The organism is Pseudomonas sp. S10E 269, assembly GCF_002798465.1.
Classification (GTDB): Bacteria; Pseudomonadota; Gammaproteobacteria; order Pseudomonadales; family Pseudomonadaceae; genus Aquipseudomonas; species Aquipseudomonas pergaminensis.
Map to the genome: position 1 here is coordinate 2,864,308 of NZ_PHIJ01000001.1, position 20,021 is coordinate 2,884,328.

At 61.5% G+C, this 20,021-nt stretch carries 17 protein-coding genes; 6 read left to right on the forward strand and 11 right to left on the reverse strand.

Annotation, left to right across the window (positions count from 1 at the left end):
• Window positions 1-152: 152 nt before the first annotated feature.
• From CWC48_RS13230 to CWC48_RS13245, 4 genes are all read left to right on the forward strand, one after another.
• Window positions 153-1,958: a phenylacyl-CoA dehydrogenase gene (locus tag CWC48_RS13230; protein WP_078050449.1), complete on the forward strand. Its 1,806-nt coding sequence runs from the start codon at window positions 153-155 to the stop codon at window positions 1,956-1,958.
• Window positions 1,959-2,166: 208 nt separating this feature from the next.
• On the forward strand, window positions 2,167-3,456 hold the full coding sequence (locus CWC48_RS13235; protein WP_078050448.1) for a diguanylate cyclase: 1,290 nt from the start codon (window positions 2,167-2,169) through the stop codon (window positions 3,454-3,456).
• A 90-nt stretch (window positions 3,457-3,546) separates the two neighbouring features.
• A complete protein-coding gene (locus CWC48_RS13240) occupies window positions 3,547-5,316 on the forward strand; it encodes an acyl-CoA dehydrogenase C-terminal domain-containing protein (protein WP_100492004.1) in 1,770 nt (589 codons plus the stop codon).
• A 122-nt stretch (window positions 5,317-5,438) separates the two neighbouring features.
• On the forward strand, window positions 5,439-7,217 hold the full coding sequence (locus CWC48_RS13245; protein WP_078050446.1) for an acyl-CoA dehydrogenase C-terminal domain-containing protein: 1,779 nt from the start codon (window positions 5,439-5,441) through the stop codon (window positions 7,215-7,217).
• Window positions 7,218-7,443: 226 nt separating this feature from the next.
• Here CWC48_RS13245 and CWC48_RS13250 read toward each other — a convergent pair whose 3' ends face one another.
• On the reverse strand, window positions 7,444-8,343 hold the full coding sequence (locus CWC48_RS13250; RefSeq protein ID WP_100492005.1) for a LysR family transcriptional regulator: 900 nt from the start codon (window positions 8,341-8,343) through the stop codon (window positions 7,444-7,446).
• 209 nt (window positions 8,344-8,552) lie between these two features.
• Here CWC48_RS13250 and CWC48_RS13255 point away from each other — a divergent pair, with 209 nt between their 5' ends.
• Together CWC48_RS13255 and CWC48_RS13260 are read left to right on the forward strand one after the other, a co-directional pair.
• Complete coding sequence (locus CWC48_RS13255) at window positions 8,553-9,821, forward strand: aspartate aminotransferase family protein (protein WP_100492006.1); 1,269 nt, start codon at window positions 8,553-8,555, stop codon at window positions 9,819-9,821.
• Window positions 9,822-10,006: 185 nt separating this feature from the next.
• Window positions 10,007-10,165 carry a YqaE/Pmp3 family membrane protein gene (locus CWC48_RS13260; protein WP_003194776.1) on the forward strand — a complete coding sequence of 53 codons (159 nt, stop codon included), beginning with the start codon at window positions 10,007-10,009 and terminating at the stop codon, window positions 10,163-10,165.
• Between the two features lie 5 nt (window positions 10,166-10,170).
• Here the strand turns inward: CWC48_RS13260 and pqqE are convergent, their stop codons facing one another.
• The 10 genes from pqqE to CWC48_RS13310 all read right to left on the reverse strand — a co-directional run bounded on the left by pqqE (window position 10,171) and on the right by CWC48_RS13310 (window position 19,948).
• Window positions 10,171-11,301: a pyrroloquinoline quinone biosynthesis protein PqqE gene (gene pqqE, locus CWC48_RS13265; RefSeq protein ID WP_100492007.1), complete on the reverse strand. Its 1,131-nt coding sequence runs from the start codon at window positions 11,299-11,301 to the stop codon at window positions 10,171-10,173.
• Window positions 11,294-11,569, reverse strand: coding sequence for a pyrroloquinoline quinone biosynthesis peptide chaperone PqqD (gene pqqD / locus CWC48_RS13270; protein ID WP_100492008.1), 276 nt, complete (start codon window positions 11,567-11,569; stop codon window positions 11,294-11,296). Before pqqD ends, pqqE begins: the two co-directional genes overlap by 8 nt.
• A complete protein-coding gene (gene pqqC, locus CWC48_RS13275; protein WP_100492009.1) occupies window positions 11,566-12,318 on the reverse strand; it encodes a pyrroloquinoline-quinone synthase PqqC in 753 nt (250 codons plus the stop codon). Before pqqC ends, pqqD begins: the two co-directional genes overlap by 4 nt.
• Window positions 12,319-12,329: 11 nt before the next feature.
• Complete coding sequence (gene pqqB / locus CWC48_RS13280) at window positions 12,330-13,241, reverse strand: pyrroloquinoline quinone biosynthesis protein PqqB (protein ID WP_032883902.1); 912 nt, start codon at window positions 13,239-13,241, stop codon at window positions 12,330-12,332.
• 66 nt (window positions 13,242-13,307) lie between these two features.
• Window positions 13,308-13,382, reverse strand: coding sequence for a pyrroloquinoline quinone precursor peptide PqqA (pqqA, locus tag CWC48_RS13285; protein ID WP_003194766.1), 75 nt, complete (start codon window positions 13,380-13,382; stop codon window positions 13,308-13,310).
• A gap of 159 nt (window positions 13,383-13,541) precedes the next feature.
• Entirely contained in the window at window positions 13,542-15,890 is a 2,349-nt protein-coding gene (pqqF, locus tag CWC48_RS13290) for a pyrroloquinoline quinone biosynthesis protein PqqF (RefSeq protein WP_100492010.1), read from the reverse strand.
• A 48-nt stretch (window positions 15,891-15,938) separates the two neighbouring features.
• Window positions 15,939-16,733, reverse strand: a complete 795-nt coding sequence (locus CWC48_RS13295) for a carbon-nitrogen hydrolase family protein (RefSeq protein ID WP_100492011.1) — start codon at window positions 16,731-16,733, stop codon at window positions 15,939-15,941.
• 10 nt (window positions 16,734-16,743) lie between these two features.
• Window positions 16,744-18,426 (reverse strand): NAD(P)/FAD-dependent oxidoreductase, encoded by a 1,683-nt coding sequence (locus CWC48_RS13300; protein WP_099493332.1) that lies wholly within the window; start codon window positions 18,424-18,426, stop codon window positions 16,744-16,746.
• A 167-nt stretch (window positions 18,427-18,593) separates the two neighbouring features.
• The gene (locus CWC48_RS13305) at window positions 18,594-19,040 is read right to left on the reverse strand and encodes an Lrp/AsnC family transcriptional regulator (RefSeq protein ID WP_010206997.1); all 447 of its coding nucleotides are present in this window, start codon (window positions 19,038-19,040) and stop codon (window positions 18,594-18,596) included.
• Window positions 19,041-19,078: 38 nt separating this feature from the next.
• Complete coding sequence (locus tag CWC48_RS13310; protein WP_099493047.1) at window positions 19,079-19,948, reverse strand: LysR family transcriptional regulator; 870 nt, start codon at window positions 19,946-19,948, stop codon at window positions 19,079-19,081.
• Window positions 19,949-20,021: the final 73 nt, after the last annotated feature.

Below are 20,021 nucleotides of genomic sequence, written 5' to 3' on the forward strand. Positions count from 1 at the left end.
CTTGCGCGATTGATTCACGTCATGACAAACGGCGCCCGGACGACGCTTGACATCCCCAGGTGGTAAACGTATGTTTCAAACACCTGTTTGACCGCCACAGCACAATTCCACGCGGTTGTTCATTCCAGATACATCAGCAGAGGTTTATCGCTATGCCTGACTACAAGGCCCCCTTGCGTGATATTCGCTTCGTTCGTGACGAACTGCTTGGCTATGAAGCGCACTATCAGAGCCTGCCGGCTTGCCAGGACGCTACCCCGGACATGGTTGACGCCATCCTTGAGGAAGGCGCCAAGTTCTGTGAGCAAGTACTGGCACCGTTGAACCGCGTGGGCGACATCGAAGGGTGCACCTGGAGTGAGTCAGGCGTTAAGACCCCTACGGGTTTCAAAGAAGCCTACAAACAATTCGTCGAAGGCGGCTGGCCAAGCCTGGCCCACGACGTGGAGCACGGGGGCCAAGGCCTGCCGGAATCCCTGGGCCTGGCAGTAAGCGAAATGGTTGGCGCCGCCAACTGGTCGTGGGGCATGTACCCAGGCCTGTCCCATGGTGCGATGAACACCATCTCCGAGCACGGCACCCCCGAGCAGCAAGAGGCTTACCTGACCAAGCTGGTGTCGGGCGAATGGACCGGCACCATGTGCCTGACCGAGCCACATTGCGGCACCGACCTGGGCATGCTGCGCACCAAGGCCGAGCCTCAGGCTGATGGTTCCTACAAAGTCTCCGGCACCAAGATCTTCATCTCGGCCGGTGAACACGACATGGCCGATAACATCGTCCACATCGTATTGGCCCGCCTGCCGGATGCACCGGCCGGCACCAAAGGCATCTCGCTGTTTATCGTGCCGAAGTTCCTGCCGAACGCCGATGGCTCCATCGGTGAGCGCAACGCCGTGTCCTGCGGTTCCCTGGAACACAAGATGGGCATCCACGGCAACGCCACCTGCGTGATGAACTTCGACGCAGCCACCGGTTTCCTGATCGGCCCGGCGAACAAAGGCCTGAACTGCATGTTCACCTTTATGAACACCGCTCGCCTGGGCACCGCGCTGCAGGGCCTGTCCCACGCCGAGATCGGCTTCCAGGGCGGCTTGAAATACGCGCGTGATCGCCTGCAAATGCGCTCCCTGACCGGCCCGAAATCTCCGGACAAAGCCGCTGACCCGATCATCGTGCACCCCGACGTGCGCCGCATGCTGCTGACCATGAAAGCCTTCGCCGAAGGCAACCGTGCGATGGTGTACTTCACCGCCAAGCAAGTGGACATCGTCAAATACGGCACCGACGACGAGGCCAAGAAGCAGGCCGACGGCCTGCTGGCCTTCATGACTCCGATCGCCAAGGCGTTCATGACCGAAGTCGGTTTTGAATCGGCCAACCACGGCGTGCAGATCTACGGCGGCCACGGTTTCATCGCCGAGTGGGGCATGGAGCAGAACGTTCGCGACAGCCGCATTTCGATGCTGTACGAAGGCACCACTGGCATCCAGGCCTTGGACCTGCTGGGCCGTAAAGTGCTGATGACCCAGGGCGAAGCGCTCAAGGGCTTCACCAAGATCGTGCACAAGTTCTGCCAGGCCAACGAAGGCAACGAAGCCGTCAAAGAATTCGTTGCACCGCTGGCTGCACTGAACAAAGAGTGGGGCGAGTTGACCATGAAGGTCGGCATGGCCGCGATGAAAGACCGCGAAGAAGTGGGTGCCGCCTCGGTGGACTACCTGATGTACTCCGGTTACGCGTGCCTGGCTTACTTCTGGGCCGACATGGCGCGCCTGGCTGCCGAAAAACTGGCGGCCGGCACTACCGAAGAGGCGTTCTACACCGCCAAGCTGCAGACCGCGCGCTTCTACTTCCAGCGCATCCTGCCGCGTACCCGCACTCATGTGGCCACCATGCTGTCGGGCGCCAACAACCTGATGGACATGAAAGAAGAAGACTTCGGCCTGGCTTACTAAGCCTCACCGGGTTCACTTCCAGAGCCGCCGCTCCTTTACGGGAGCGGCGGCTTTTTTGTGGGCGATAAAAAACCGCAGTACAGCGCTCAGGGATTGTCGCCGGCTGCCGTTACAGTGATGGCAATGTGATACATGTGCGGCAGGGTGTGCTTAACTGTTCGCATAAAGGCACAGTGCCATCATTTTTTTGCGGGTCGGAGTTTTACCCTTGTCACGCGTGTCCGCTGTACGGTTCAGTCACTTTCTTCCTTCGTTGCTGCTCTTGCTGGCGGGGCTCTCGGCTGCGTACGTCAAGGACCTCAACGTCTTCTTCACCTCGCTGTTCAATGTGTTGCCGACCCTGGTGCTGTTGCTCGGCGGTTCGTACTGCGCGGTGTACCGCCGTCAGCGTGAACTGTTCTTGATGATCACCGTGTACATCGCCTACTTCCTGCTGGATACCCAGACCGACTTCTACCGCGACAACGGACGTGTGCGCGAAGACGCGGCCGTGGTGTTCCACTTGTGCTGCCTGTTGCTGCCGTTGCTGTTCAGCATCTACGCGCTGTGGCAGGAGAAGACCCACCTGTTCCGTGACTTCGTCGCGCGTGGTGCGGTGTTGCTGGCGATCGGCAGCGTGGCCTTGGCGCTGGAGCAAAGTTATCCCCAGGCGGTGCTGAACTGGCTGGCGGAGATTCGCTGGCCGGCGCTGCACGGCAGTTGGATGAGCCTGATTCAACTGTCTTACCCAATGTTCCTGATCGGCTTCCTGACCCTGGCGGCGCAATACTGGTACCAACCGCGCCCGCTGCATGCGGCGCAGCTGGTGGGCCTGCTGGGCCTGTTCTGGATGTTGCCGCAGACCTTCATCCTGCCGTTCACCCTGAACATCATGTGCAGCCAGGTGATGTTGATGATCGCCGCCGGCGTGGCCCATGAGGCTTATCAAATGGCCTTCCGCGATGAGCTGACCGGCCTGCCGGGGCGTCGCGCGCTGAACGAGCGCATGCAGCGCCTGGGGCGCAATTATGTGCTGGCGATGAGCGACGTCGACCACTTCAAGCGCTTCAACGACACCCATGGCCATGATGTCGGTGACCAAGTGCTGCGGCTGGTGGCGAGTAAGCTGTCCAAGGTCAACGGCGGCGGGCGCGCCTACCGCTACGGCGGTGAAGAGTTCGCCGTGGTGTTCGCCGGCAAGACGGTGGAGGAATGCTTGCCGCACCTGGAAGAGATCCGCGAGATCATTGCCGACTACGACATCAAGCTGCGTAATTCGGACCGTCCCCAGGACGATCAACAGGGGCGTCAGCGTCGTTCGGGCAGCGGCGCTTCCAGTGTGTCGGTGACCATCAGTATCGGTGTGGCCGAACGCCAGGCCGAGCAGCGCACGCCGGAGGAAGTACTCAAGTCCGCCGACCAGGCGCTGTACGCCGCCAAGGGCGCGGGGCGCAACTGCGTGGTGGCGGCCGGGCAAACGCGGCGCGGCGCAGTGCGCATGGAGAGCGCTGCCGGTTGAGTGATGGTGGTGTATTCAGCGGTTCTACAGTGATTGTTCGCGGCAGTGGCTGGCAGTAGGTTGAAACCATCTGCTGACGGAGACATTGCCATGCCTGAGTACAAAGCTCCCCTTCGCGACATGCGCTTCCTGATCGACAACGTGTTTGATTTCCACGGCCACTACGCCGCATTGGGCGCGACCGATGCCAGCCCGGACATGGTCGGCGCGATCCTCGAAGAAGGTGCGAAATTCTGCGAGAACGTGCTCGCACCGCTCAACCGTAGTGGCGATGAAGAAGGCTGCCATTTCGACAATGGCGTGGTCACTACGCCCAAGGGTTTCAAGGAAGCCTTCGCCCAGTACGTGGAAGGCGGCTGGCACGGCGTGGCGGCAGACCCGGCCTACGGCGGCCAGGGCTTGCCGCAGTCATTGGGCCTGGTACTCAGCGAGATGATCGGCTCCAGCAACACCTCTTGGGGCATGTACCCAGGGCTGACCCACGGGGCGATGTCGGCGATCCATGCCCATGGCACCGCCGAGCAGAAAGACACGTTCCTCACCAAACTCACCGCCGGCGAATGGACCGGCACCATGTGCCTCACCGAAGCCCACTGCGGCACCGACCTGGGCCTGATCAAGACCCGCGCCGTGCCCCAGGCGGACGGCAGCTACGCGGTCACCGGCAGCAAGATCTTCATCTCCGCCGGCGAACACGACATGAGCGCCAATATCATCCACCTGGTACTGGCCAAGCTGCCGGATGCGCCGGCGGGCACCAAAGGTATCTCACTGTTTATCGTGCCCAAGTTCCATGCCGATACCGGCGCGCGCAACGCGGTGCACTGCGGTTCTATCGAACACAAGATGGGCATCAAGGGGTCGGCGACCTGCGTGCTCAACTTTGATGGCGCCAAGGGCTTCCTGATCGGCGAGGCGAACAAGGGCCTCAACTGCATGTTCACCATGATGAACCATGCCCGCCTGGGCACTGGCATGCAGGGCCTGTGCAATGGCGAGGCGAGCTTCCAGGGGGCGATCAAATACGCCAACGACCGCCTGCAGATGCGCTCGCTGACCGGCGCCAAGGCCCCGGAAAAAGCCGCCGACCCGATCATTGTGCACCCCGATGTGCGCCGCATGCTGCTGACCATGAAGGCCTTTAACGAAGGCAACCGCGCGCTGACCTACTTCACCGCGCAATTGCTCGACACGGCGCACTTGAGCAGCGACGCCACCCAGCGCCAGGACGCCGAGGACCTGTTGGCGTTTCTCACACCTATTTGCAAAGCCTTCATGACCGACACCGGGCTGGAGGTGACCAACCACGGCATGCAGGTTTTCGGCGGCCACGGTTACATCCGTGAATGGGGCATGGAACAACTGGCACGCGATGCGCGGATTGCGCCGATCTACGAGGGCACCAATGGCATCCAGGCCCTCGACCTGCTGGGGCGCAAGGTGCTGGGCAGCCAGGGCAAGCTGCTGCGTGGTTTTACCAAGATTGTGCATAAGTTCTGTGGGGCGAATGCCGAGCACCCGCAGCTCAAGGGCTATGTGGCGCAGCTCAACCAACTGAACGGGGAGTGGGGCGAACTGACCACCAAAGTCGGCATGGCCGCGATGAAGAACCCTGATGAAGTGGGCGCGGCGGCCGTGGATTACCTGATGTACAGCGGCTACGTCATTCTCGCCTACCTGTGGTTGCGCATGGCTATTGCGGCCTTGGCCCACGATGACACCGACTTTGCCAAGGCCAAGCTGGCCACGTGCGACTTCTACTTCAAGCGGCTGCTGCCGCGCACCGCCACCCACCGCGCGGCTGTGGAAGCGGGCAGCGAATGCCTGATGAGTCTGCCTGCGGAGGCATTTGCGCTGTGATGACTTAAAAATACCTACCAGTCACAAGTAGACCCTATGTGTCTGAAAAGTTGTTCGGGTACACTCGGGGCCTGTAAAACCGATCCTACCGAATCACTTTTCATGTTCTCACGAGGTTTGCCATGGCTGATTACAAAGCGCCGCTGCGTGATATGCGCTTCGTCCTCAACGAAGTCTTTGAGGTCGCCACCACTTGGGCCCAATTGCCGGCATTGGCAGACACCGTTGACGCCGAAACCGTAGAGGCCATCCTCGAAGAAGCCGGCAAGGTCACCGCCAAGTCCATCGCCCCGCTCAGCCGCGGCGGCGATGAACAAGGTTGCCGCTGGGACAACACGGCTGTGTTCACCCCGGACGGTTTTCCACAGGCCTACAAAACCTATGCCGAAGGCGGCTGGGTTGGGGTAGGTGGTGACCCGATGTTCGGCGGCATGGGTATGCCCAAGGCGGTGTCGGCCCAGGTTGAAGAGATGATCAACTCGTCGAGCCTGGCGTTCGGTTTGTACCCGATGCTGACCTCCGGCGCCTGCGTATCGATCAACACCCACGCCAGCGAAGAACTGAAAGCCGCTTATCTGCCGAAGATGTATTCCGGTGAATGGGCCGGCTCCATGTGCCTGACCGAAGCCCACGCCGGTACTGACTTGGGGATTATCCGCACCAAGGCCGAGCCGCAGGCGGACGGTTCCTACAAAGTCAGCGGTACCAAAATCTTTATCACCGGGGGTGAACACGACCTCACCGACAACATCATCCACCTGGTGCTGGCCAAGCTGCCGGACGCACCGGCCGGTCCAAAGGGTATCTCGCTGTTCCTGGTGCCGAAATTCATGGTCAATGCCGACGGTAGCCTGGGCGCACGCAACACCGTGAGCTGCGGTTCCATTGAGCACAAGATGGGGATCCAGGCTTCGGCGACCTGCGTGATGAACTTCGATGAAGCCGTGGGCTACCTGGTGGGTGAGCCGAACCGTGGCTTGGCGGCGATGTTCACCATGATGAACTACGAGCGTCTGGGTGTGGGCATTCAGGGCCTGGCGTCCGGCGAGCGTTCCTACCAGAACGCCATTGAATATGCGCGCGACCGCGTGCAAAGCCGTGCACCGACCGGCGCACAGCATAAAGACAAAGTGGCCGACCCGATCATCGTGCACCCGGACGTGCGCCGCATGTTGCTGACCATGAAGGCCGCGAACGAAGGTGGCCGTGCGTTCTCCACCTATGTGGCGACGCAACTGGACATCGCCAAGTTCAGCGATGATGCCGCAGCCCGTGAGCGCGCCGATAACCTGGTTGCGTTATTGACCCCGGTGGCCAAGGCGTTCTTGAGCGACCTGGGCCTGGAAACCACCGTGCTCGGTCAACAAGTGTTTGGTGGCCACGGTTACATTCGCGAGTGGGGCCAGGAGCAACTGGTGCGGGATGTGCGCATCACCCAGATCTACGAAGGCACCAACGGTATCCAGGCCTTGGACCTGATGGGCCGCAAGATTGTCGGCAGCGGCGGGGCGTTCTACACCTTGTTCGCCGATGAGATCCGCGCGTTCATTGCCTCGGCGGGTACCGAGCTGGGTGAATTCACCAAGCCGTTGAGCGCGGCCGTGGATAACCTGGATGAGTTGACCGCCTGGGTGCTGGATCGCGCCAAGACCAACCCGAACGAAATCGGCGCAGCGTCGGTGGAGTACTTGCACGCCTTTGGCTATATGGCCTATGCCTACATGTGGGCACGCATGGCCAAGGCCGCGCTGGGCAAGGAATCGGAAGAAGATTTCTACGCCAGCAAGCTGGGCACCGCGCGCTTCTACTTTGCGCGCTTGTTGCCACGCATTCACTCGCTGAGTGCGTCGGTAAAATCCGGTAGCGAATCGCTGTTCTTGCTGGATGAAGCCCTGTTTTAAGGGATTGGAGGGCGTGTAAGCATTCTCTTACATGACGTGCTGCTATTCGTCCTCTATCGCCAGATTGGATCCACGGATAATCTACTTCACATGGACGTCGCGCAGGAAGCGCAAAGCAACAACACGGACACGTAGGATTCTGCCAGGAAGGCGGAGTGAAATGGATGTCAGGGAAACAGTCTGCAAAGCCCCGCTTCGGCGGGGTTTTCTTTTGCCCGCGAAAAAGTCAGGCAGGCGCCTGCGGGGCATTCATCACGTCTTCCAGCAAAGTGCGCAGCAGCGCCACCGTCGCCTGCTGGCGCTGCACATCGCGGCACACCAACCCCACTTTCAGCGGCACCCTGGGTTCACTCAAGGGTTTCCACAGCAGCAACTGGCTGTTGTGCTCGTCTTGGGAGCGCCCCGGCAGCACGGTCGCCAGTTTTGTGTGCGGCAAGCTGTCGAGAATCCCCACCATGGTATTGAGCTCCGCCTGCACTTGCGGGCGCCGTCCGAGGTTGGACAGTTGGCCCTGCCAGATCTGTCGCACCTGGAACTCTTCCCCGAGCAGCAACATGGGCAACTCGGCCGCCTGCTTCAGCGAGACTTTCTTGAATTCGCGCAACGGGTGGTCCTCGGGGATGACCACTTTCAGCTCATCTTCATACAGCAACACGCCATGCAGCCCCGGCTGGCGTGGCGGCAAATAGCTGATGCCGATATCCAGCGAACCGTTCAGCAACCGCCGTTCGATCTCAAGCCCGGTCAATTCGTAGATCTGCACCACCAAGTGCGGCTGAGCCTTGCGCACGCGTTCGAGCATCTGCGGGACCAGGCTGGTGTGCACGGTTTGCAGTACGCCAATGGCCAACGTGCGCATCGCCTGGCCCTTGAAGTTACGCAGCGCTTCAACCGCCTGCTGCAGACCATCGATCAGCGGCAGGGCATGGTTGTATAGCGTGTGCGCCGCCAGTGTCGGGAGCAGGCGCTTGCTGCTGCGTTCGAACAGGCTCACGTCCAGGTTCTGTTCCAACTGGCGAATCTGCTGAGACAGCGCCGGCTGGGAGATCGACAGACGCTCCGCGGCACGGCCTACGTGGCCTTCCTCATACACCGCGACGAAATAACGCAGTTGCTTGAAATCCATAAGACTTACTTATCGAAAAAGCTGGAAAAACGAAATGGCTGTTGGCCCCCGAGACGCCTAGTCTAGCGCCTATTCGCAGGGCTTACAGGGCCGGATTGGGCAATGAACAGCGTTTATGTTGATAGCGTTTACATAGGCAAGGCAAACAATTTCCGGCCAGGGCACAGGGTGTCTACCGACCAAGGTCCGGTTGCCAGCGGGGGTGAGGTGTGAACCTGTTCAATATGCGCCGTCCCGCGCCGAGCCTCGACGACCTGATCCTCGATACACCAGGCGACAGTCCTTCCAGCGAATCGCTGATGCCCACAGTGGCGCGGCCGGCTCAAGTGTTTGTGCGCGGCCAGGGCTCCTGGCTGTGGGACAGCGACGACCGCGCTTACCTGGACTTCAACCAGGGCGGCGCAGCCAACAGCCTCGGCCACAGCCCACAGGTGTTGATCAAGGCCTTGGCCGATCAGACCCAGGCGCTGATCAATCCGGGTAGCGGCCTGCATAACCGCACCCAACTCAACCTCGTTGATCGCCTGTGCCACCGCACTGGCAGCGACCAGGCGTACCTGCTCAACAGCGGCGCGGAAGCCTGCGAAGCGGCGATCAAGCTGGCGCGCAAATGGGGGCAGCTGCATCGCGGTGGCGCCTACCGCATCATCAGCGCGAGCAGTGGTTGCCACGGCCGCAGCTTTGCGGCGATGTCGGCGTCGGCGAGTGAGCGTGGCAATCGTTTTGAACCGCACCTGCCGGGATTCAGCCATGTGCCCTTCAATGACCTGCCAGCGCTGCATGCGGCAGTCGATGCGCAAACCGTTGCGATCATGCTTGAGCCGATCCAGGGTGAGGCCGGCGTGGTCCCCGCGACGGAGCACTATCTCAAAGGGGTCGAGCGGCTGTGCCGCGAATTGGGCATCCTGCTGATCCTCGACGAAGTGCACACCGGCATTGGCCGCTGCGGCACTCTGCTCGCCGAGCAGCAATACGGCGTACGGGCTGACATCATCACCCTGGGCAAAGGCCTGGGCGGCGGCGTGCCCCTGGCGGCGCTGCTGGCACGCGGCAAGGCCTGCTGTTTCGAAGTGGGCGAACTGGATGGCACCCATCATGGCAATGCGCTGATGGCGTCAGCCGGGGTTGCCGTGCTCGATACCGTGCTGGAGCACGGCTTCCTGGAGCAAGTGCGTGAGTCCGGCCTTTACCTTGGCGAAGGCCTGGCCCGCTTGGCCTACCGCTACGACCACGGTCAATTGCGCGGTCACGGCCTGATGTGGGGCCTGACGCTGTCGGATGATTCGGCGCAAGCCGTCGTAAAAGCTGCCCTGCACGAAGGCCTGATCATCAATGCCCCGCAACCTGACTGCCTGCGCTTCACCCCGGCCCTGACCGTGAGCAAAAGCAACATCGACGAAATGCTCCTGCGCCTGGCCCGCGCCTTCTCCCGCGTACGCACTGCACAGCTGCAGTGCCGCAAGGGCATCGCCGTTTAACGCCCTATTCCTGAACCGTCTCGCGGACTACGCGGCGCCTCCGGCCTGATTCTTTTGGCTGGGGGCGTTTTTTTGTCTGCGCAACAACGATGGATGGCCCAACGCCAGATCCCACTGAACCCTCACGAACGCCCAAGGTCGATTAGCTACACGGCTCACACGAGCCGATTTTTTGGAGCTTACCCATGGACATCATTCGTATCATCATCGCCATTCTGCTGCCGCCACTGGGTGTGTTCCTGCAAGTGGGTTTCGGCGGTGCGTTCTGGCTGAATATTCTGCTGACCCTGTGCGGTTACTTCCCAGGCATCATCCACGCCGTGTACATCATCGCCAAGCGCTGAGGCGTTCAGCCTTTTGCGATGAGCCGTGAGTTGCGCTCATTGCGAAAGGCCAGTTGCTCGATGGTCTGGGTGGCATGTTCGGCCTCTTCCCGCGCTTGCAGGATGATGCCGTGCTGCTCGGACTTGCTGCACACCGGGTCGGCATTGCTCGCATCCCCCGTGAGCATGAAGGCCTGGCAACGGCAGCCGCCGAAGTCCTTCTCTTTTTCATCGCACGAACGGCACGGCTCGGGCATCCAGTCGTAGCCACGAAAGCGGTTGAAGCCAAACGAGTCGTACCAGATGTGCTGCATGCTGTGCTCGCGCACGTTGGGAAATTGCACCGGCATCTGACGGGCGCCGTGACAGGGCAGGGCGGTGCCGTCTGGTGTTACTGTCAGAAAGATACTGCCCCAGCCGTTCATGCAGGCTTTCGGGCGCTCTTCGTAGTAATCCGGTGTAACGAAGATCAGCTTGCACGGGTGGCCTTCAGCTTCGAGCTTGGCGCGGTATTCGTTGGTGATGCGTTCGGCGCGCACCAGTTGTTCCTGGGTTGGCAACAAGCCCACACGATTAAGCTGCGCCCAGCCGTAGAACTGGCAGGTGGCGAGTTCGACAAAGTCCGCCTCAAGCGCAATGCACAGCTCGATGATGCGGTCGATCTTGTCGATATTGTGCCGATGGGTGACGAAGTTCAGCACCATCGGGTAGCCGTGCGCCTTCACCGCGCGGGCCATTTCCAGCTTTTGCGCGAAGGCTTTTTTCGAGCCGGCCAGCAGGTTGTTCACCTGTTCGTCGCTGGCCTGGAAGCTGATCTGGATATGGTCGAGCCCGGCCTTCTTGAAGTCGCTGATCTTCTGCTCGGTCAGGCCGATGCCGGAGGTGATCAGGTTGGTGTAGAACCCCAGTTTGCGGGCCTCGGCGATCAACTCGGCAAGGTCCTGGCGCACCAGTGGTTCACCGCCAGAAAAACCCAACTGCGCGGCACCCATCTCGCGGGCTTCGCGAAACACCTTGAACCACTGCTCGGTGGTCAGCTCCTTGCCCTGTTCGGCAAAGTCCAACGGGTTGGAGCAGTACGGGCACTGCAACGGGCAGCGGTAGGTCAGCTCGGCCAGCAACCACAGCGGCAGGCCGATGGCTGGCTTCTCAGTCAAGGGTGATCCAGTGCTCAGCACGGGCGACCTCCATGAATTGCTCGATGTCTTCGCCGAGCTCCGGCACGCCAGGGAATTGTTTATCCAGCTCGGCGATGATCGCCGCCACGTCGCGCTCGCCGTCGATCAAACCACCGATCAGCGCGGCGCTGTCATTGAGCTTGATCATGCCCTCGGGGTAGAGCAGCACATGGCCCTTTTGCGCGGGCTCGTACTGGTAGCGATAGCCCTGGCGCCAGGTCGGTATTCTGCTGCGATCAAAGCTCATAGGGTGATCCCTTTATGCCACACCCGCTGCTCGGTCACGCTGTGATACGGCGGGCGTTTGAGTTCGTAGGCCATGCTCATGGCATCCAGCATGCTCCAGAGGATATCGAGTTTGAACTGGAGAATTTCCAGCATGCGTTCCTGGCCTTCGCGGGTGGTGTAGTGCTGCAGGGTGATCGCCAGACCGTGTTCCACATCGCGGCGGGCCTGGCCGAGGCGGGTACGGAAATATTCGTAGCCGGCCGGGTCGATCCACGGGTAATGCTGCGGCCAACTGTCGAGGCGCGACTGGTGGATCTGCGGCGCGAATAGCTCTGTAAGTGAGCTGCTGGCGGCTTCCTGCCAGCTGGCGCGGCGGGCGAAGTTGACGTAGGCATCCACGGCAAAACGCACACCGGGCAATACCAGTTCCTGGGAGCGCAGTTGGTCTGGGTCGAGGCCCACCGCTTGGCCCAGGCGCAGCCAGGCTTCGATACCGCCGTCCTCACCGGGGGCGCCATCGTGATCGAGCAAGCGCTGGATCCACTCGCGGCGGATCTCGCGGTCCGGGCAGTTAGCCAGAATCGCGGCGTCCTTGAGCGGGATGTTCACCTGATAATAGAAACGGTTGGCGACCCAGCCCTGGATCTGTTCGCGGGTCGCGCGGCCTTCGTACATCGCCATGTGGTACGGGTGATGGATATGGTAGAAGGCGCCCTTGGCCCGCAGGGCTGCTTCGAATTCGGCGGTGGTCAATGGCGTGTCAGTCATGTCGGTCGCTCCTACAATTCAATGCTCATGCCGTCGTAAGCCACTTCGACATTGCGCCGCACCAGTTCCGCTCGCTCGGGGGAGTCTTCATCGAGGATCGGGTTGGTGTTGTTGATGTGGATGAGTACTTTGCGCTGCTCGGGCAACTGTTCCAGCACTTCCAGCATGCCGCCGGGGCCGTTTTGCGCCAGGTGGCCCATCTCGCGGCCGGTGCGGGTGCCGACGCCACGGCGCTGCATTTCATCGTCATCCCACATCGTGCCGTCCACCAGCAGGCAGTCGCTGCCGGCCATGATCTCCAGCAGCGGCGCGTCGACCTTGCCCAGGCCTGGGGCGTAGAACAGTTTGCCGCCAGTGCGCAGGTCTTCGACGATCAGGCCGATGTTGTCGCCGGGGTGCGGATCGAAGCGGTGCGGCGAGTAGGGCGGTGCGGCGCTGCGCAGTGGCAGCGGGGTGAAGCGCAGGTTCGGGCAGGCCGGGATGGTGAAGCTGGCGTCCAGCTCGATGCGGTTCCAGGCCAGGCCGCCGTTCCAGTGGGTGAGCATGGTGAACAGCGGGAAGCCGGTGCTGAGGTCTTCATGGACCATGTCGGTGCACCACACCTGGTGCGGGCAGCCTTCGCGCAGGCTCAGCAGGCCGGTGGTGTGGTCGATCTGGCTGTCCATCAGGATGATCGCGCTGATGCCGGTATCCCGCAGGGCGCGGCCGGGTTGCATCGGTGCAAAGCCCTGGAGTTGCGCGCGGATATCCGGCGAGGCATTGCACAGCACCCAATTCACGCCATCGTCGGAGATCGCGATAGAGGACTGCGTACGCGCCTGGGCCCGCAGGCTGCCATCACGAAAACCCGCGCAGTTCACGCAGTTGCAGTTCCACTGCGGGAAACCACCGCCGGCGGCGGAACCTAGAATCTGGACAAACATGGCAGCTCCATCAAGCTCAAAACAAAAACGCCCCGGGCGAACCGAGGCGTTGTATTACCCAGCGGATTAACGGCTGGCGAAGTACATGGTGACTTCGAAACCGATGCGCAGATCAGTGTAAGCAGGTTTGGACCAGGTCATATTCTTACTCCTACGAAGGGATGGGACGTTTACTACCAAGTAATACATATAGTCCACCTCCAGTCGGAGATGTTCAGATGTGTGCGTAGGAATGTTACTCAATTCTTTTCAAGTTAGCGCTGTCTTGGTGGAAAAAGCCTTTTGCAGGGGCGGCAATGATCAGCCTGCCGTTTGCCAGATGGTCGAAAGGCGCGGGCCGTTGGCCACGCAACGCCAACCGCCCGCGGCGTCGTTCAATTGCTTGGCGGCGAGCTGCAAGGCTTCCCGTGTACAGGTTTGGATATGAGTGCGCAGGTGCGCCAAATACCCCGACGGATGGCCCGCCAGGTGGGCGTGCCACAGCAGTTCGGCGGCTTGGGCGTTGGGCAGTGTTTGCGCCGAGAACTGCTGCGCCAAGGCCTGGTTGCCCAAGTCATCGAGGCTATCGATCAGTGTCGGCAATTGCTGGAGGAAGGTGTGCAGGTGATCAGCGATGCCTTCAAGGGACACGCTGGGGGACTGCACACCCAATAGCAGTCCGGTCTGGCCGTTTATCTGTCGGACGCCGCTGAATACGGCGTAGCCGATTTGCAGCTCCACGCGCAGGCGCTGGTAGAACGGCCCCTGGAGCAGATGGCCGAGCAGTCGCCATGCGGCCTCGTCCGCCAGGGACTGGCTGGGTGCCGGGCAAAACAGCAGTAAGGCGGCTTCGGTTGAGTCGGTATGCACCTCATGCCAGATACGTTGGCCGCTGAGGGGCGGCGCGACCGGAGTGAGGCTCGCGGGTTGCCCCGGTAGACGAGCCGCTGCGGTTTTGATCGCGGCTTCATGCGCGGCAGAGAAGCCCAGCCCCAGGCCTTGCCAGCGCGCGGTGGCCCAGGATGCCGGTTCGGGCATGGTCGAGGTGCAGCAAGCGGGCAGCGCCTTGAGCAAGGTTCGGATGGCAATCATGGGCGGCGAGACGGCTGGGGCGGCGTGCGGTTCGCTCAGGCTCCGCGCCAATACCTCCAGCACGGCTGGAATGGGTTCCTGTAGCCCGACCATCTTCACCAGCTCGTGGCTACCCAGGCATTCGAACGACACATCAACGCCCGCTTGACGAGCATTTTCGCGCAGCGACTGCACGGCGCTTTCCAGCCCGGACGGCGCAGACTGCCATTGCAGATACAGCGCACCTTCATCGCTGTCGGCCGCCACTGCCTGGCTGAACGCCAGCGCCGATACCTCACGACGCCCGCGGGAGCGATCCTGGGCGAAGGTGCGCAACCCTCGGTGGGCGCTGGTCTGTCCGCGAATCAGGCCGGCGCGCTCTTCCTGCACCGGTGGGCGCAGGAATGGATTGTTCGGCGGCAGTTGCCACGTGTGCCCGGAGGGCGGCAGGTGCAGTGTGTCGAGCAGACTCTTGAGGGCGATGACCGCCTGTTCCGACAGTGCCTCGCTGTCGTGCCGAGCCAGTGCCAAGGCGCCTAGGGTCTGTTGTTGGCGAGCGGCCAGCAGGGCAAATTCTTCGCGCAAGGCAGCCCAGTCGCTGTGTGCGAAAAAACTCAACCAGTCGTGCAGCATCGACTCGACCTGCGGCGCCGATCCAGCGGGATTATTGAGTGTAAAGTCGATATCCAACACCGCCTGCCCGGCGAAGTGATACAGCACCGAAGCCTGCAGTGCACTGCCCAGTTGCCGAGTGTTCAGTTCAGCCAGCAGCCCGCCGGGTGCCGGGGCGTTGAGCCAAGTGCAGAGGAATTCCAGGGCTTCACGCGGGGTGTTACAGGTGATGACGTGGTGCAGGTGATTATCGGCGATGTGCTGATAGCGCTGCGCTTGCCCCTGCATCAATGCCGGTGGCGCGGATTGTTGGCGTAGAGGCCCTGAGGTCAGTTGTTCACTGAAGCGCTGTGCCAAGGCTTCCAGCTCCTCCAGCGGCAATGGGCCGGCGAGGCTCAAGGTCATCTGCCCGCTCTGATAAAACTGCGCGTGGAATTCCCGCAAGGCCTGCTGAAAGGTCTCACGCTCCACCGGCAGGCTGTCGCGGTTGCCCGCATGAAAACCCCGCAGCGGGTGGTCCGCCGCCAGCCCTTCCAGCAACGCGACCTGCTGTTGTGCCTTGGCATCCTGGGCCCAAGCCACATACTCAGCGTGCAGCACTTCGCGCTCGCGCAGTTGATCCTCCAGGGTCAGGCGTGGGTGGTTCAGCATGTCCACCAACCGCTCCAGTCCACCGGCAAACGTTGCGACCGGCAGTTCAAAGAAGAAATCCGTGGTGCGTTCACGGGTGCTGGCATTGACCTGGCCCCCATGACGTTGCACGTAGGCCATCAACCCTTCGTCTGTGGGAAAACGTTCGGTTCCGAGGAACAACAGATGCTCGAGGAAATGCGCCAGCCCCGGCCACTCCGGCGGCACGTCATGGCTGCCAGCTGCCACCCTTAGCACGGCTGCGCACCGCTTCAAACGCGGCGCGTGCTGCAAGGAAACCCGCAAGCCGTTGGCCAGGGTCAGGTGAAGAGGATGAGGGTGGGCCGGCGCAGGCATGGGCACTTCCGAAACGTAGAATGTGCCTATGCTAACAAACCGGCTGGATCAGGGCTTGTGCAGCGCGCCGTATAACTCAGGGCGACGGTCTTGCAGGTAGTGATTGGCAGCGCGGGCGTCGAGGATCGACTGGCGATCAAGCTCTCCGACGATCAGCGCTTCATCCAGGCCTGCCTGGGCAATGCGCTGGCCATTCGGCGCGGCGATGCTGCTTTGCCCGCAGTACTGGATATCGCCTTCGTGCCCGCAGTAATTGGCGTAGGCCACATAACATTGGTTTTCAAAGGCCCGCGCCCGCACGGTCACATCGGCGACAAAGTCGAACGGCACCATATTGGCCGTGGGCACCAGGATCAATTCGGCACCTGCGAGGGCCAGGCGCCGGGTGTTTTCCGGGAACTCCAGGTCGTAGCAGATCAGGAAACCCAGCTTCCAGCCGTTGAGCTCCACCAGCGGGAAATCATCGTCGCCGGCGCTGAACATCGAATGGTCCAGATCACCAAACAGGTGCGTCTTGCGGTAGTTGCACACGCGCTGGCCGTGGGCGTCGATCAACTGCACGGCGTTGTAGATCTGGCCATCTTCGGCCCGTTCCGGGTAGCCGTACAGAATTGCCAGCCCGGCGCTTTTGGCCAGTTCGCCAATTGCCTGCGCCGACGGCCCGTCCTGTGCCTCGGCCAAGGCGCCAACGGCTTCGGCGCCGATGTTGTAGCCGCTCAGGAACATCTCCGGCAGCACCAGCACATCGGCGCCGGACGCCTCATGCGCCAGTTGATGCAGGCGCTTGAGGTTGCCGGCCACATCTAAAGGCAGCGGTGGGCATTGGTACAGGGCGACACGCATGTTCAACTCCTTAATCCGCCAGGGCGATCGGCCCGATTTCATCGAATACATCCCCCGGCCCCGGGTTCTCCGGGTGAGTGCTGCCGCCGAAGTGAGTCATGATGCCCCATACTGCGTTCAGCGAGGTTTGCACCGCGCCCTCCACCCACGCAGGAGTCCAGGACACATCATCACCGGCGATAAAGATTCCGCGTTGCTCGGCGGGCATGTCCTTTTGCATGAAGTGCGCATACATGCGCTGGTTGTAGCGATAGTGGCCCGGCAGCGCGCCCTTGAAGGCGCCGAGGAAATGCGGGTCCGCTTCCCAGGACACGGTGATCGGGTCACCGATGATGCGCGCCTTGATATCGACTTTCGGGTAGATCTTTTTCAGTGCGTCGAGGGCCAGTTTCACGCGCTTGTCGATGGGCTGCGGCAGCATTTTCAGGGCGTCGCTCATCCACGAGTAAGACAGGCAGATCACCCCTGGCTTGTCGTCACCGTTATCGAACAGGTAGGTGCCACGGGTCAGGCGATCGGTGAGGGTCATGCTCATCAAGTCGCGCCCGGTTTCCGGGTCTTTGTCTTTCCAGAACGGGCGGTCGACCATCACGAAGGTTTTAGATGACTGCATGTAACGCGTGCGGTCCAGGGCCATCCACATTTTTTGCGAGAACAGGGTCTCGTCGCATTCGATCTGGGTGGTCAGCAGCCAACTCTGGCAGGTGGTCAGCACTGCGGCGTATTCGCGGGTGTCGCCGTAGTTATCGGTGACAGCGAAACGGCCATCGGCGGCGTGGGCAATGCGTTTCACCCCGGCCCTTGGCGCACCGCGATGCAGCGAACTCAGGCTGGTGCCGGCCGGCCAGTGGGCGCATCGCTCCGGGACATGGCGCCAGATGCCCATTGGCACTTGTGCCACGCCACCGACCACCAGGTGTTGGTGGTCGTCGCAGTTGGTCATCACCACGCGGAAGATTTCCAGCATCGAGTTGGGGAAGTCCGAGTCCCAGCCACCCGTGCCGAAGCCCACTTGGCCGAACACTTCGCGGTGCAGAAACGACAGCTTGGCGAACGCCTTGGAGGTGGCGACGAAGTCGTAGAAGGTGCGGTCGTCCCACAGCGGTACCAACTTGTTCCACAGCGCTTTGAGGCGTGGCACGTCGCGGTCACGGATGGCTTGCTGGATATCCCCGAACTGCGAACCGGCTTCCAGGGCATCCGCCCAGGCGTCAGCCACTTCCTGGAACAGTGCTGGCAAGTCGGAGAGTTTTTCGGCGTAGTGGGTCTGGCCTTCGAGGTCGATCACCGTGCTGCCGGACGCTGGCGTCAGCGGGTTGGGGAAGGGTTTGGTTTCCAGGCCGAGCTTGTCCACATAGTGGTAGAAGGCGGTCGATGACACCGGGAAGCGCATGCCACCCAGCTCTGCGATGATGCCTTCGGCGCCTTCGAAAGTTTGCGAGCGCAGGCGGCCGCCCATTTTAGAGGCTTCGTACACCACCGGCTTGAGGCCCAGTTTCATCAGTTCGTAAGCGGCCACCAGGCCCGCAATCCCGGCGCCGACGATCGCCACTTCGGCGCCGTGGTTGGCGGCGGGGATGCTGCCCAGGCCGGCCGGGTGTTCGATCCAGTCATCAAAGGCAAACGGAAAGTCCGGGCCAAAGATGGTGATGGGTTTCTTGCCGTCGGCGGGGTGGCGATTGGTCTTGCTGATGGTGCTGGACGGAATGCTCATGGCTGACCCTTACTGGCGACCTGGCGGGCGTGACCCGCTGAGTATAGGAAAAGATGGCAGCCAGTTTAGGGAGCGTAGCGTTCGTTAATAAGACGCAATGTGTCGTCGGATTGATCTGTTTTTAGTCGAAATGACGAACATGTTGATCAGATTGGCTGGCCGCGATCCAATTTGTTACTCAGGATGATCGATGTAGTGGTTTTCTCCACCCCGTCCACGCTGCCGATTTGGTCCAGCAACTGGTCCAACTGTTCGGGCGAATCCGTGCGCAGCCAAGCGACGTAATCGAACTCGCCACTCACCGCGCACAACTGCTGCACCTGTGCCATCGCACTCAACCTTCGCAACACTTCCTTGCCCGAGCGCGCTTGCACGGTGATCCCGACGTAAGCCTGCAGACCACCATCGACCACGCGTTGCCCAAGGCGCACGCCATAACCGGTGATCACCTGGGTTTTCTCCAGGCGTGCCAGGCGTGACGTCACCGTGGTGCGCGCGATGCCCAACTGCCGTGCGAGCATGGCCACGCTTTCGCGGGCGTTGATCTGCAGGGCGGCGATCAGTTGGCGATCAATTTCGTCTAGGGCGGGCAAGGCGAGGGCTCCGATAAGGGGGGCAGTGTGCGTGCATCTTACAGGCTGGCATCGGCGAGCAGGCAGCGGGTAAACAGTTGCGGTACGGGGAGGTGGTGTTGGCTGTAGCGACTGAGCAGGATGATTTCGCGGTGAAAAGTCAGGCTGCCCAAGGGGATGATTCGCACGTTGGGCGAGCGCTCCAACCACAACCCAGCCTGAGGAATCAGCGACACGCCCAGGCCGCACTCGACCATCTTGACGATGGCTTCCAGCTCATCCAGCTCCAGCGCCATCTGTACATCCAGCTTCTGTTCACGCAGGAAACGGCTGACCAACCGACCGCCAAACGACGCACGGTCGTAACGCACATGGGGCTGTGTCGCGAGCAGGTGCAAAGGGTCATCGCCGGTCAGTGCATGAGGCACGACCAGCGCAAATGGCTCCTTGCGCAGTACCTGTACGTGCAACTCCTTGGGCAAATCAAAGGGCGGTCGAATGATGATGGCCGAGTCCAATTCGCCAGCGTCCACCCGGCTCAATAGCTCCAGGGAAACGCCCGGTATCAACTTGCACTCCACCGTCGGCGCCGCCTGACGCAAACGCACCAGCGCCTGGGGCAGCAGGCCGGTCTGCGCGGTGGTGATGGCGCCCACTTTCAGTTCGCCCCGGTACTCGTTGGCATCCACGGGCACGGCCATGCGATTGAAGGTTTCCAGGATCTCCCTCGCCAACGGCAAGGCGCGCAAACCGGCTGCATTCAACGTGGCCTGGCGCCCGGTACGGTCGAACAACTGCACGCCAAGCGCCTGCTCCAATTGACGAATCTGCGCACTGACCGCCGACTGCGTCAGCCCGATATGCATGCCCGCCGACGCAAACGTGCCGTGACGGGTTACCGCAATAAAGGTTTTCAATTCGCGCAGCATGGGCGTCTCGATTGATCGAAATAATTTGAGCTCGGCGCAAAAACTATCGTCTTTTCATCGCCAGGAGCAAGGC